This is a genomic window from Pantoea sp. UBA5035 (assembly GCF_002415245.1).
GTDB classification, from domain to species: domain Bacteria; phylum Pseudomonadota; class Gammaproteobacteria; order Enterobacterales; family Enterobacteriaceae; genus Pantoea; species Pantoea septica.
This window is the reverse complement of the sequence record NZ_DICD01000011.1, coordinates 130,862-143,685: the sequence shown is the minus strand read 5'-3', so window position 1 is coordinate 143,685 and position 12,824 is coordinate 130,862. Positions and strand designations below refer to the sequence as shown.

Genomic DNA, 12,824 nt, shown 5'->3' with positions numbered 1-12,824 from the left:
CCCTTTTTTCATGCTGCGGTTAATTCATAACTTCTAAAAACAATCACTTCCTCACCAATCCAGTCGTTAATTTCCCTCATCCGCTCCTGCAGCGGCGTCAGCTCGTTACGCACGAACACCTGCGATGCCTTCACCGCGTCACCGAACCCGCCGGAGTTGTCCGGGATAATCCCCATCATCTGCGGCGGCACGCGGTGCGCGCTGAGCAAATCGTCGCGGCTGGCCTTCTTGATGTTAAAGAAATCGTCTTTCGTCGCCACCTCGCTGAGCGGCAAAATCTTGATGCCGTCCGGCTTGCCGTTCGGTGCGTACATGAACAAGTTTCGGAAATTGCCCAGCCCTTTCGTGTCGCGCATCGCCTGGCGCATCCGGTCAACGTCGCTGCTGCTCTGCGCTGCGTCGGTCATGTAGAGGATGTAACCGGCGTGCGCCCCGTTCTGGTAGTACTTGCGGCGGAACAGCGTCGCCGCCTCATTCAGCCAGGCGGAGTTAAGCGCGCTGAGGTATTCAGGCAGGCCGTACAGCTCCTGATTGATATCCGGCTCCAGCAGATGAAACACGCGGCCGGCGGAAAATTCGTGCGGCTCCTTCCAGTCGTTCACAAACCAGTAAACCCCGTCGGCGATCCCCTTGCGGGTAAATTTAGCCGGCGACGTCTCAAGGCGCAGCGGCTTGCCCAGCCCGTTGCGGCGCATCTCCGCGAAGGCGTTACCGAAAACCAGATAGTCCAGGGCAAATTTGCTGAATTCCTGCTGGCTCATCATCGGGTGCGGAATGAAGGTTGAGGCCAGAATGTTGCGCTTAACGTAAATCGGCGAGCTGTGGTGAACGGCCGCGCGCAGGCTTTTCGCCAGCCCGTGAAAGCTGACCGGCGGCTCATACCAGCGCCCGTTACCGATGCACTCGGCGTAATCCAGAATGTCGCGCTTGTCCATGACCGGCGTTGGCTCGCCGAAGGTAAACGCCTCGGCGTGCTGCTGTGGTGCGGTTGCCTGTGCCGGCTGCGCGGTGGCGGTATGGGCCTTGCGGCCCCTGCGTTTGCTCATTAGTAAAACTCCAGAATTGAGGGGCTGGCGCCGCCGCTGGCTGCGGTAAGCGGTTCGTTTAAGAGGGCGTGCATAATTGCCCAGGCAACGTCGGCGTGGCTGGCTTCTTCGCTGCGGCTCGCCTCGTAGGTTGAGCGATTGCCGCTGGCCGTCATGGTTTTGCGGATCGCCATAAAAGACTGCGTGATATCCGTCGCCCCGGCGTCATACTCAAGGCGCCCGCTGCTGATGGTGTCCTTTGCCTTCAGCACCATTGCGGTTTTCACCTCCGGCGAGTATTTGATTTCGCGTGCCGCCGGGTAAAACTGGCGTACCAGCTGGAAGACGCCCTGCCCGATGCCGGTTGCATCAACGCCGATATATTCCACGGTGTACTTTTTCGTTAAGTCCTCAATGGATTTCGCCTGCGCGGCAAAGTCCATGCCGCGCCACTGGTGGCGCTCCAGCACGCGAAACTTACCGCCCGCCACAACCGGCGGCGCGATGACGGCGCAGCCTGCACTGTCGCCGGTGTGCGACGGGTCATAGCCGATCCAGACCGGGCGGTAAGCAAACGGGCGCGGCAGGTACGGGTTAAAGTCTTCCCACTCCTCCAGGCTGTCGATCATGCAGCTTTGCAGCTCGGCAAACGGGAACACGCTCGCCTCGTCGTCGACAAATTCACACATTAGCAGGTTCTGATACTCCGCCGGGCTGTACTCCAGCTGCAGCTGGTCAATGTCGAACAGGTTGCAGCCGCCGGTCAGCGCGTCCTCAACCGTGACAATCTGGCGCCACTGGCCGTCACCGCACAGCGCGCCCTTCGCCAGGTGCGAATGCGAGAGGTCAATCTCTATGCGGTCATCTTTGCTGCGGCGTCCTTTGTTGAACAGCGCGCCCGACCAGAACGGATAGGCGCTGTGTGACAGGCTCGACGGTGTAGAAAAGTAGGTGGTGCGCCATTTCTTGTGCAGTGACATGCCGCTGGCGACCTTGCGCAGCTCCTGAAATTTCGGGATCCAGAAATATTCATCCAGGTACAGGTTGCCGGTATAGCTCTGCGCGGTGCGCACGTTCGTGCCGAGGAATATCAGCCGCGCGCCGTTTGGCAGCACGATGGGATCGCCTTTCAGGTCAACGTCTGCCTGCCGGGCAAAGTCGAGGATGTAGTTTTTAAAGACGTGCGCCTGCGCCTTGCTGGCTGACAAAAAAATCTGATTGCGGCCGGTGGTGAGCGCATCTATCAGCGCCTCGCGGGCAAAGTAGAACGTCGCGCCTATCTGGCGAGACTTCAGAATGTTGCGGATGCGATGAGTTAATCCGGCCTTGTGCCAGTTGAGCTGATACTCAAAGCAGCCATCCATAAACAGCCCGGTAAGTTTCTCCGTCTGTTCATCGCTGAAAACGTTTTTAGCCGGCGGCTGGCGCTCGCCCTTATTGCGGTTGCGCACGTTCGGGTTTAAGTCCGCCTCGTTGCCGCTGCTGCGGTAGCGCTCAACGCGGGCAAGGCGCTCAATCTGACGGCCGAGCGCATCTATCTCCTTGTAGTCACCATTCCCTTTGACCTCTTTCATGATGAGCTGAATCAACCGGGCTTCCATGCTGGATTCCACGCGACTGATGGGCGCAACGTCATCCCACGCGTCGCGCAGCTTCCAGCTCTGCACGGTTGGCGTTTTCTGTTTGAGCGTCTCCGCAATCTGGCGCACGGAATAACCCTGCCAGTAAAGCAGCGCGGCCTGACGGCGCGGATCGCTGATGATGGTGGTCGGTGTCATGTTCATGCAGCAAGGCTACCGGCGCCGAAAATGGCGCGCCTGCTGTCTCTGTTTGCTGATGCATCAGCGGTCTGGCATTCGTTGAGGGATTGAGGTGCTGCGGGGAAACTGGCCCCGAACCGACCCAACACCCTGACCGGAGCCTGATTAATGGCAGCAATCAAATCAAAGCGTTTTCGTATCGCAGTTGAAGGCGCAACCACTGACGGCCGCGTGATTTCCCGCGACTGGATTTCGCAGATGGCGAAAAACTACGACCCGAACATGTATGGCGCCCGCGTCAACATGGAGCATATCCGGGGCTATGCCGCTGACAGCACTTTCCGCCGCTTCGGCGACGTGACCGCCGTCGAGGCTGAAGAAATCGGCGACGGCCCGCTCAAGGGCAAGCTGGCGCTGTATGGATGGATTGATCCGACGCCTGAGCTGGTCGAGCTGACCAGGGCGCGCCAGAAAATCTATACCTCCATCGAAGTTAAACCTGAGTTCGCCGACACGGGCGAGGCGTATCTGGTTGGTCTGGCTGTGACCGACGACCCGGCGAGCCTCGGCACAGAAATTTTGAGCTTCAGCGCCACGGCCAAAGTTAACCCGCTGGCGTCGCGCAAGCAGGACAAAGGCAACCTGTTCACCGCCGCTGAAGAAACCGTGATCGAGTTTGAAGAGGTTGCCGATCCAGCTCCGAAACTGCTGGAGCGTATTGCCGCCATGTTCTCGGCCAGGAAAAAAACTGACAGCGAACAATTCGCCGATGTCAGCGCAGCGGTAACAGTTGTTGCCGAGCAGGTGCAGCTGAACGCGGAGAGCCAGATGCAGAAGCTGTCTGCGCTGGAGCAGTCAGTTAACGAGCGTCTGGAAGCCATCGAACAGCAGGCCGGGGAAGACCGCGCCGCTTTCGCAGAGCTGCAAGGGCAGCTGTCGCAGACCGACGGCAGCTTTACCCGCCGTCCGGCGTCAACCGGCAGCGATCCGAAGTCCGGCGCCCAGACCGACTGTTAATCAGGCGTGGCCTGAACGTTAAAACCCAACACAGAGATAAACAGGAACGCCAATGCGCAAGAATACCCGCTTCAAGTTTAACCAGTTTATGACCCGCCTCGCCGAGCTGAACGGCGTGGAAACCGACGACATGAACAAAAAGTTCACCGTAGAGCCGTCGGTCACGCAGACCCTGATGAACCGCGTGCAGGAGTCGTCTGCCTTTCTGACCCGCGTCAACATCGTGCCGGTGTCAGAAATGAAGGGCGAGAAAATCGGGATCGGCGTGTCCGGCTCGATTGCCAGCACGACCGACACGGCAGGCGGCGATGAGCGCGAAACCGCTGACTTTGCCGCGCTGGATAAGCAGGGTTATGAGTGCGTCCAGGTCAACTATGACTTTCATATCCGCTACAACACACTCGACCTGTGGGCGCGCTATGAAGATTTTCAGGCCCGCCTGCGTGACGCCATCGTGAAGCGCCAGGCGCTCGACCGCATCATGATCGGCTTCAACGGTGTAGAGCGTGCAAAAACCTCCAACCGTCTGAAGTTCCCGATGCTGCAGGACGTGGCCGTCGGCTGGCTGCAGAAGTACCGTAACGATGCGCCTGAGCGTGTGATGAGCAAAATCACCGACGAAAGCGGCGCCGTAGTGTCTCCAAAAATCCGCGTCGGCAAAGGTGGCGACTACGCCAACCTCGACGCGCTGGTAATGGACGCAACCAACACTTTGATCGAGCCGTGGTATCAGGAAGACCCGGAGCTGGTTGTTATCGTGGGCCGTCAGTTGCTGGCCGACAAATACTTCCCGATCGTCAATCAGTCGCAGGCCAACACCGAGCAGCTGGCCGCCGATCTCATCGTCAGCCAGAAACGCATCGGCAACCTGCCAGCGGTGCGCGTGCCGTATTTTCCGGCAAATGCGCTGATGATTACCCGCCCGGATAACCTGTCGATTTACTGGCAGGAAGGCACGCACCGCCGCCTGATTGACGAGGTGCCGAAGCGCGACCGCATCGAAAATTACGAGTCCATCAACGAGGACTACGTGATCGAGGATTACGCGGCCGGTTGCCTGGTTGAAAACATCGAGGTCGGTGAGTTCAGCGCGGCTGTAGAAACCCCGGCAACCCCGGAGGCGTAACGCATGTTAAGCCCTGCCCGACGTCACCGCATGCGCCAGGAGGCGATTGAAGCCTCGCAGAACGCCGACAACCCGCTGCGCCACGCCAGCGGCTATGAGCAGATGCTCATCAAGCTGAACGACGACAAGCGCCGCCTGAAGAAAGTGCACTCCAACGAGCGCAAGGCGGAAATGAAGCGGCAGCTGCTGCCTGAGTACGTGCCGTGGGTATCCGGCGTACTGGAGAAAGGCAAAGGCGCACAGGATGCCGTGTTGATGACCGTCATGATCTGGCGGCTCGATGCGGGCGATGTGACCGGCGCGCTGGAAATCGCCCGGTACGCGCTGGCGCATGGTCTTGTCTCGCCTGACGGCTTCAAGCGCGCCAGCCTGCCGTATCTGCTGGCTGAGGAAGTCGCAAGCGCGGCAACGCGAGCCTGGACGGCAAAAGAGCCGGTCGATGTTGGCCCGCTGCTGGCAACGATTGCGATGACGGAATCCGAAGACATGCCCGATCAGGTGCGCGCCAAGCTGCACAAGATAACCGGGTATGTGCTTCGCGATGCGGGCAGGGCTTCGGAGGCGATGACCCACCTTGTACGGGCGCAGCAGCTGCACGACGGCTGCGGCGTCAAAAAAGACATTGAGCGGCTGGGAGCGGCGATGAAAAAGCAGGCTATCGCCAGCCGCTGACCGAACGCGACCCCGCGCACGGGCGGCAGGACGGCAACGCACTTTCAGTGTCTGCGCCGACCTCCACCGCCCACCTATTTCAAAGGCCGATTATGAATAACACGGTTGTTATCCCCGCCCCGCGACCGGCAGAGACTGCCGAGCCGCCGGTAAAGAATACGTTTTTCTGGCCTGACGTTGACCTGCAGCAGCTGCGCGAGTCGCTGCGCTATGAGGGAACGGTCACGGCGCAGCGCCTGCGTCTGGCCGTGAAAACGGCAATTTCAGAAGTTAACGCCGAGTTGTACGACTGGCGCGCCGCGCAGACGACTGCGGGCTATAAGGCGCTGGCTGACGTGCCTGCGGAATCACTCGACGGCGAAAGCGAAAAGGTCACGGCATACCTTGCCGCCGTCGGCGCCCTGACCGCCGCAACCATCGTCGAGCGCTATCGCGGCTATGACGCCAGCGGCACGAAAAAGGCGGGCGAGGTTGAGGCGAGCGCCGACGAATACTGGCGCGACGCGCGATTCAGTATCAGCCGCATCGCCGGTAAGCCCGGCTGCATTGTGGATCTGCTGTGATGAACGTTTACGCGCAGCAGGGCGATACCGTTGACGAAATTTGCCAGCGCTATTACGGGCGAACGGGACAGGCGGTCGAGCTGGTTTATGCGGCTAATCCGGGCCTTGCGGAAAGCGGGCCTGTGCTGCCGCACGGCTGCGAGGTGACGCTGCCAGACCTGCCGGACTCTTCAACGGGTGAAAGCGTGAACCTGTGGGACTAAAAATGGAAAAAATCAGTTCTGTGATCAATTACCTGATTGGCCTGATTCTGATGTGGTTCGGCCGTCATACGCCACAGGATATCGCCTTTATGGTCGGTTCGGGCGTGGCCGTTATCACGGTTGTCATTAACGTGGCGACGTTTTTTATTAACTGGCATTACCGCCGCAAAACCTACGAGCTGCAGCAGCGCATGCGGGGGGTGAGCCTTGAGCCAGACCGCTAAGCGCTGCGCCGTGGTGGCGGTGCTGGCTATCGCCGCGCTGCTGCCCCAGTTCAAAACCCTGCAAACCTCCGAGGCAGGGCTGGCGCTTATCGCCAACGCAGAAGGATGCCGCTCGTCGCCGTATCAGTGCAGCGCCGGAGTCTGGACGAACGGCATTGGTCACACAGAAGGCGTGACGCCGCGCAGCCAGGTCAGCGAGCGGCAGGCGGCGGTTAATCTCGTTTATGACGTGATGCGCGTCGAACGCGGGATCGGAGCCTGCATGCCGGTTGATATGCCGCAACCGGTTTACGACGCGACCGTATCCTTTGCGTTCAACGTCGGCGTGCGCGCGGCCTGCGGCTCGACCTTTGCCCGGCACATCAACGCGCAGCGCTGGGCTGATGCCTGCAATGAGCTGCCGCGCTGGGTGTACGTCAACGGCGCGCGCAATCGCGGGCTGGAAAACCGCCGCGCGGCGGAAAAGGCGTACTGCCTGCGGGGTGTGAAATGACGCGCCTGATAGCGGGGCTGCTGGCCGTGGCGCTGCTGGCGCTGGGCGTAACTGGCTGGCAGTGGAAGGTCGCAAAAGAGGATCTCAGCAGCGCGCAGCGCATCATCGGCACGCTGTCGGCGGGAATCGAGAGCCGCGACAAGGCGATAGCCAGGCTGGACGCTGATGCTAAGGCCAGCCAGAAACGCGAGGCCGCGCTGCGGCTGATGCAGGGGCGCGCCAGCACGGCCGCGCTGAACCGTGAAATGCACATACAGAGAGAAACCGATGCGAACCCGATACTGCGTGACTGGTCTGCTGCTGCTTTGCCTGACGACATTATCCGGCTGCACAGTCGCCCCGCCTTCGCCAGCGCCAGAGATTATCTGGACTGGATGTCCGCGCGTGACAAGCTGCCCGGTGCCGGGAAACAGCCTTAAAACGGCCGGCGATCTGGCGGCGGACAATCGCCAGCTTGAGGCGGCGCTCGCGGCCTGCGGGCTGCAGGTCGAAATTATCAAAGATTGCCAGGAGGAACACGATGCTGAAACCGCAACAGCTGCGCCGGGCGCTGACCGACAGCGTGCCGGAGCTGCAGCGAAACCCTGACGCGCTGAACGTCTTTATCGACAGCGGGCGCATTGTCTCGACGCTTGCCAGCTCGCTGTCGTTTGAATATCAGTACCGGCTGAACATGGTGATTACGGATTACGCCGACAATATCGACCTGCTGATCGTGCCGCTGCTTGAATGGCTGCGGACAAATGAGCCTGACATTATGGCAACCGAGGAAAAGCGCCGGACGGGCTTTACCTTCACAGCGGACGTGATCAGCGACACGACCAGCGATATCAGCATAGAGTTACAACTGAGCGAGCGCGTGATCGTGAAGCAGGCAGACGGCGCGCTGCACGTCACTCACGTTGGCGAGAATCCGCTGCCGGATAACGATGCGCGGCCGTTGCAGCTTTACGCAGGCGGTAAGCTCATCAGCGAGTGGCAATCATGAGCGACCTGCAGCTGGTAAACGACCGTCTGGAGGCGCTCATCAGCAGCCTGTCAGCCCCGGCGCGTAAAGAAATGGCGCGCAGCATTGGCCGCAAGCTGCGCGCCAGTCAGCAGCAAAATATCAAGCGCCAGCGGGCACCAGATGGTACGCCGTTCAAGCCCCGAAAAGCGCAGCCGGTACGCAGCAAAAAGGGGCGCATCAAGCGCGAGATGTTCGCCAAACTGCGCACGGCGAAATACATGAAAACGCAGGCGAGCGCCAGCGAGGCGGTGATCGAGTTTGCGGGCAACGTGCAGCGCATGGCACGCGTGCACCATTACGGCCTGCGCGATCGGCCGTCACGTAAAGGGAAAGAAGTACAGTATGAGGCCCGTCCATTGCTGGGTTTAAATGAAAAAGATTTAGAAATGATTGAGGAAGTTATTATATCAATTCTAAAATAAGCTTTCGGCTAAAGAGGGCTTGCAATGAAAAGAAGGTTTGATGTAACGCAAGGTGTGCAATGGCTAGGGATTATTTTTTTAGTTGTGGGGGCTATTGATTCATCTGTGGGGAATGTTTCTGGCGGAGCTGCCTGTTTCGCTGCGGGCATATTGTTAGTTTTGTTATTCAGTTTCGATGTAAAGAAATTCAATGTATTTGGTCTTGCAGCAGAGTTACGGGAGAAAATAAGCGAGGCCGATAAAATTCTGGATACCCTGCGAGGAATTTCGCTGCCGATAAGTGAAATTGCCATCAACACTGCCTCTCAAGCTGGGAGGTATGATTCGGTGGTTCCAAGAAAAAAGCTATACGATTTTGTAAATTCTATAAGTAAAGAACTTGAAGGTATGGGCGTCAAGGCAGAAGAAATTGAGAGAGTGAGAGAGGCGTGGTATCTCGCAACGTCAATAGATATGGCTCTACCTGTGCATACAGAGATTCAAAAGCAAATACATGCATATCATTCTCAGGCTATACAAAAAAACGAAGATATAAATAAAGGGAAAATAAGCCTGAATGATGATGAGACTCGGCAATTCAGCGAGCACCTGTCAAAAATAGAATGGGACAGATACCACTATTATCATGATGAAGCCGCACATATAAACCTAGATTACAAAACCTACCCTCAACATCTGCAACAGTTAATTCATGATTTAACTGGTGTGCCGGAAAGTGTAAAAGCGCAAATGCTAATTAAAATTAATGAGCATATTCTTGATATTGAATATTTGATAAATCAGAAAGACATTCGCAGGCCTGACGCATGGTTTAAGTAACTTTTACGCTGCCCTGTGTTTGCTGATGCATAAGCAAACTACCTTCCTTTGCTCAACATGCCGCAACGTAGCAACCTTGCGGCATGAACGAACAAATCTCAGAAATTCAGCGCCTGCTGCGCAACCTGATCCGCATCGGAACCGTGTCCGCCGTCAATCTGAATGATGGACTGTGCCGCGTCGATACAGGAAACAATAAAACTAACTGGCTTCACTGGCTGAGCGCCCGCGCGGGTAAAACCCGTTCCTGGAATGCGCCGTCCGTGGGCGAGCAGGTGCTCGTCTTATGCCTGGGCGGCGAACTCGATACCGGCTTTGTGATGCCGGGAATCTTCTCGGACGACAACCCGGCGCCGTCAGCGTCGGCGGATGCGCTGCACTGGTCATTTCCTGACGGCGCGGTGATCGAGTATGAGCCGGAAAGCGGCGCGCTGACCGCAACCGGCATTCGGACGGCAACCATCAAGGCCGCAGTAAAAATCCTGTTTGATTCGCCAGAGGTGGAGTGCACCAAGCTTCTGAAAACCGCGCAACTGGAAGTCACCCAGGGCGGCACGATGAAAGGAGACGTATCGCACAGCGGCGGCAGCCTTAGCTCTAACGGTATCGTGGTCGATGCTCATCAGCATGGCGGCGTGAAGTCGGGCGGCGATCTATCGGGAGGGCCGCAGTAATGGCAGAAAAATATATCGGTATGAACCGCGATAGCGGTAGCACCCTGACCGATCTCGATCACATTCGGCAGTCAGTGCGTGACATTCTGTTGACGCCGCTCGGCGCCAGGGTGATGCGCCGTCAGTATGGCTCGCTTCTTTCCGCACTGATTGACCAACCGCAAAACGAGGCGCTGCGCCTGCAGATTATGTCGGCCTGCTATCTGGCGCTCCTGCAGTGGGAGCCGCGCATCAAGCTGACCGCCATCAGTTTTGAGACGGACTATAGCGGCGCAATGGTGGTCGAGCTGACGGGCAACCGCACCGACAACGCGCAGCCTCTTTCCTTAACCGTTCCTGTGAGCTGAGAACATGGCAACTATCGACCTGAGCCAGCTGCCCGCGCCTGACGTGGTGGAAACGCTGGACTATGAAAGCCTGCTGGCCGAGCGCAAAGCGACGCTGGTTTCCCTTTACCCGGCAGAACAGCAGGACGCTATCGCGCGCACGCTGGCGCTGGAGTCGGAACCCATCGTTAAGCTGCTGCAGGAAAATGCCTATCGTGAGCTGATCCTGCGCCAGCGTATCAACGAGGCGGCAAAGGCCAATATGGTGGCGTATGCGCTGGATGGCGACCTTGACCAGCTCGGCGCAAATAATGGCGTTTCTCGCCTGATTATTACCCCGGCCGACGATACGACCATTCCACCAACGGCCGCCGTGATGGAAAGTAATGACGATTTCCGGCTGCGCATCGCCGCCGCCTTTGAAGGGCTGAGCGTAGCCGGGCCGACCGGCGCCTATGAGTACCACGCCAAAAGCGCCGACGGCCGCGTGGCGGACGCCTCGGCCATCAGCCCGTCGCCCGCCGTCGTGACCGTGACCGTGCTCGCCCGCGAGGGCAACGGCGCCGCCGGTGATGACCTGCTGGCCGTAGTGAGTGCCGCGCTTAACGACGAGGACGTGCGCCCGGTCGCCGACCGGGTGAGCGTGAAGTCGGCGGAGATCGTGAACTATGAAATCGAAGCCGAGTTGTATCTCTATCCGGGGCCGGAGGCAGAACCTATTCGCGCCGCCTCTGAGGCAAAGCTCGCCGCCTATGTCACCGCGCAGAAGCGCCTCGGCCGGGATATCCGTTTGTCGGCGCTGTATGCCGCCATGCACGTTGAGGGCGTGCAGCGCGTCAACCTGATTAAGCCGTCAGCAGACGTCGTGCTCGATAAAACGCAGGCGGCCTACTGTACCGGCTACGCGCTGACCGTGGGAGGCTCGGATGAGTGATCGTCTGCTGCCGACCGGCTCATCAGTGCTTGAGGTTGCCGCTGCCGAGGCGCTGGCGAGCCTGGGCGCCATGAACGTGCCACTGCGTCAGCTGTGGAATCCGCAAACCTGTCCGGTTGCGCTGCTGCCTTATCTGGCGTGGGCGTGGTCGGTAGACCGCTGGGATTCAGCCTGGAGCGAATCGACAAAGCGTGGCGTGGTTGCTGCCTCTCAGTACGTGCATCGGCATAAAGGCACGATTGGCGCTATCCGCCGCGTCGTTGAGCCGCTGGGTTATCTGATCAAGGTAATCGAGTGGTGGAAAACCAACGAGGCGCCAGGCACGTTCCGGCTAGATGTGGGCGTGTTGGATACCGGCATTACCGAAGAGATGTATAACGAGCTGGAGCGCCTGATAGCTGACGCGAAGCCCTGCAGCCGTCACCTTATCGGCCTGTCCATCAATCTTGATGCGAACGGCATTCTGCCGGTTGCCGTTGCCAGCTATAGCGGCGATGAGCTGACGATTTACCCTTACACCCCTGAACTTATCAGCGTCGGCGGGCCGGGTTATTCCGGCGCGGCCGTGCATCTTATTGACCTGACGGAAGTGAGCGCATGACGACTAAATATTTTGCCCTGCTGACCAATCAGGGCGCGGCTAAGCTGGCGAACGCCGCCGCACTCGGTACGAAAGTGAATATCACCTCTATGGGCGTCGGGGATGGTGGCGGCACGTTGCCGACGCCAGATCCAGCGCAGACGAAGCTCATCGCAGAGAAGCGGCGCGCGCAGCTAAATTCGCTGACCGTTGACGCAGCAAACAGCAGCCAGATTATCGCCGAGCAGATTATCCCCGAAAGCGAAGGCGGATTCTGGATCCGTGAGATTGGCCTGTATGACGCCGACGGCGTGCTGATTGCCGTGGCGAATTGCCCGGAAACCTAAAAGCCGCAGCTGGCCGAAGGCAGCGGCAGAACGCAAACCGTGCGCATGATTTTGATTGTGAACAGTACCAGCGCGGTAACGCTGAAGATAGACCCGGCTGTTGTGCTGGCGACCCGACAATATGTTGATAGCGCCGTGATTGAGGTGAAGTCCTATGCTGACAGCCTGATGGCCGCGCATGTGAAGGCCGACAATCCGCATAGTCAGTATCCGCTGATCAAGAATGCGCTGAAGGAAATGGCTGATGCCGGTTTGCTGCCGGACGTTCTCAAAAACCTCGGTTTGGGCGAAGCAGCAAAACGGGATGTAGGGACTGAGGCTAACCAGTTGCCGGACATGGGCAGCTTTGGTCGCAGCTTTGCAAACAACGGTTACCAGAAATTGCCTGGAGGATTGATTATTCAGTGGGGCTTTACGGCTACTGGCACGGCGGGCAACACGGTAACGCTACCCGTTGCTTTTAACAGCTGGATTGCCGGGTGCGCAGGTAATGAAGCAGGCGACGACTCCTCGATAAAAGTTGTGTCGATTATTCCTAAGTCACTTTCAACCTTAAAAATTTCTGGGCGTATCGTTGGGGGCAACACACTTGTCAACACTGTCGTGCGCTGGATTGCTATCGGATATTAA

At 58.4% G+C, this 12,824-nt stretch carries 18 protein-coding genes and 1 pseudogene; 17 read left to right on the top strand and 2 right to left on the bottom strand.

Annotated elements, in window-relative coordinates; all coding sequences use genetic code 11:
* Positions 1 to 8 precede the first annotated feature (8 nt).
* Positions 9 to 1,046 (bottom strand): phage portal protein, encoded by a 1,038-nt coding sequence (locus tag B3229_RS08200; protein ID WP_286870317.1) that lies wholly within the window; start codon positions 1,044 to 1,046, stop codon positions 9 to 11.
* Entirely contained in the window at positions 1,046 to 2,809 is a 1,764-nt protein-coding gene (locus B3229_RS08195) for a terminase ATPase subunit family protein (RefSeq protein WP_286870316.1), read from the bottom strand. The genes B3229_RS08200 and B3229_RS08195 overlap by 1 nt, the downstream gene beginning before the upstream one ends.
* Positions 2,810 to 2,953: 144 nt before the next feature.
* Between B3229_RS08195 and B3229_RS08190 the strand changes: the two genes are divergently transcribed.
* The 17 genes and pseudogenes from B3229_RS08190 to B3229_RS21270 all read left to right on the top strand — a co-directional run bounded on the left by B3229_RS08190 (position 2,954) and on the right by B3229_RS21270 (position 12,824).
* Complete coding sequence (locus B3229_RS08190) at positions 2,954 to 3,802, top strand: GPO family capsid scaffolding protein (protein ID WP_286870315.1); 849 nt, start codon at positions 2,954 to 2,956, stop codon at positions 3,800 to 3,802.
* A gap of 52 nt (positions 3,803 to 3,854) precedes the next feature.
* Entirely contained in the window at positions 3,855 to 4,928 is a 1,074-nt protein-coding gene (locus B3229_RS08185) for a phage major capsid protein, P2 family (RefSeq protein WP_286870314.1), read from the top strand.
* A 3-nt stretch (positions 4,929 to 4,931) separates the two neighbouring features.
* Entirely contained in the window at positions 4,932 to 5,600 is a 669-nt protein-coding gene (locus tag B3229_RS08180; RefSeq protein ID WP_286870313.1) for a terminase endonuclease subunit, read from the top strand.
* A gap of 92 nt (positions 5,601 to 5,692) precedes the next feature.
* On the top strand, positions 5,693 to 6,163 hold the full coding sequence (locus B3229_RS08175; RefSeq protein WP_286870312.1) for a head completion/stabilization protein: 471 nt from the start codon (positions 5,693 to 5,695) through the stop codon (positions 6,161 to 6,163).
* Complete coding sequence (locus B3229_RS08170) at positions 6,163 to 6,366, top strand: tail protein X (protein WP_033755160.1); 204 nt, start codon at positions 6,163 to 6,165, stop codon at positions 6,364 to 6,366. Before B3229_RS08175 ends, B3229_RS08170 begins: the two co-directional genes overlap by 1 nt.
* A 2-nt stretch (positions 6,367 to 6,368) precedes the next feature.
* Complete coding sequence (locus B3229_RS08165; protein ID WP_096073700.1) at positions 6,369 to 6,590, top strand: HP1 family phage holin; 222 nt, start codon at positions 6,369 to 6,371, stop codon at positions 6,588 to 6,590.
* Positions 6,574 to 7,083: a lysozyme gene (locus tag B3229_RS08160; RefSeq protein WP_286870311.1), complete on the top strand. Its 510-nt coding sequence runs from the start codon at positions 6,574 to 6,576 to the stop codon at positions 7,081 to 7,083. The genes B3229_RS08165 and B3229_RS08160 overlap by 17 nt, the downstream gene beginning before the upstream one ends.
* Positions 7,080 to 7,502, top strand: coding sequence for an Rz-like lysis system protein LysB (lysB, locus tag B3229_RS08155; protein ID WP_286870310.1), 423 nt, complete (start codon positions 7,080 to 7,082; stop codon positions 7,500 to 7,502). Before B3229_RS08160 ends, lysB begins: the two co-directional genes overlap by 4 nt.
* Positions 7,384 to 7,671, top strand: coding sequence for an Rz1-like lysis system protein LysC (gene lysC, locus B3229_RS08150; protein ID WP_286870405.1), 288 nt, complete (start codon positions 7,384 to 7,386; stop codon positions 7,669 to 7,671). Before lysB ends, lysC begins: the two co-directional genes overlap by 119 nt.
* Complete coding sequence (locus B3229_RS08145) at positions 7,604 to 8,071, top strand: phage tail protein (protein ID WP_286870309.1); 468 nt, start codon at positions 7,604 to 7,606, stop codon at positions 8,069 to 8,071. The genes lysC and B3229_RS08145 overlap by 68 nt, the downstream gene beginning before the upstream one ends.
* Complete coding sequence (locus B3229_RS08140) at positions 8,068 to 8,514, top strand: phage virion morphogenesis protein (RefSeq protein ID WP_286870308.1); 447 nt, start codon at positions 8,068 to 8,070, stop codon at positions 8,512 to 8,514. Before B3229_RS08145 ends, B3229_RS08140 begins: the two co-directional genes overlap by 4 nt.
* A 24-nt stretch (positions 8,515 to 8,538) precedes the next feature.
* The gene (locus B3229_RS08135) at positions 8,539 to 9,333 is read left to right on the top strand and encodes a hypothetical protein (RefSeq protein ID WP_286870307.1); all 795 of its coding nucleotides are present in this window, start codon (positions 8,539 to 8,541) and stop codon (positions 9,331 to 9,333) included.
* An 83-nt stretch (positions 9,334 to 9,416) separates the two neighbouring features.
* Entirely contained in the window at positions 9,417 to 10,007 is a 591-nt protein-coding gene (locus tag B3229_RS08130) for a phage baseplate assembly protein V (protein WP_286870306.1), read from the top strand.
* Positions 10,007 to 10,354: a GPW/gp25 family protein gene (locus B3229_RS08125; protein ID WP_286870305.1), complete on the top strand. Its 348-nt coding sequence runs from the start codon at positions 10,007 to 10,009 to the stop codon at positions 10,352 to 10,354. The genes B3229_RS08130 and B3229_RS08125 overlap by 1 nt, the downstream gene beginning before the upstream one ends.
* A 4-nt stretch (positions 10,355 to 10,358) precedes the next feature.
* Positions 10,359 to 11,267: a baseplate assembly protein gene (locus B3229_RS08120; protein ID WP_286870304.1), complete on the top strand. Its 909-nt coding sequence runs from the start codon at positions 10,359 to 10,361 to the stop codon at positions 11,265 to 11,267.
* Positions 11,260 to 11,868 carry a phage tail protein I gene (locus tag B3229_RS08115; protein WP_286870303.1) on the top strand — a complete coding sequence of 203 codons (609 nt, stop codon included), beginning with the start codon at positions 11,260 to 11,262 and terminating at the stop codon, positions 11,866 to 11,868. Before B3229_RS08120 ends, B3229_RS08115 begins: the two co-directional genes overlap by 8 nt.
* Positions 11,865 to 12,824: pseudogene (locus B3229_RS21270) on the top strand (phage tail protein). The gene B3229_RS08115 and the pseudogene B3229_RS21270 overlap by 4 nt, the downstream one beginning before the upstream one ends.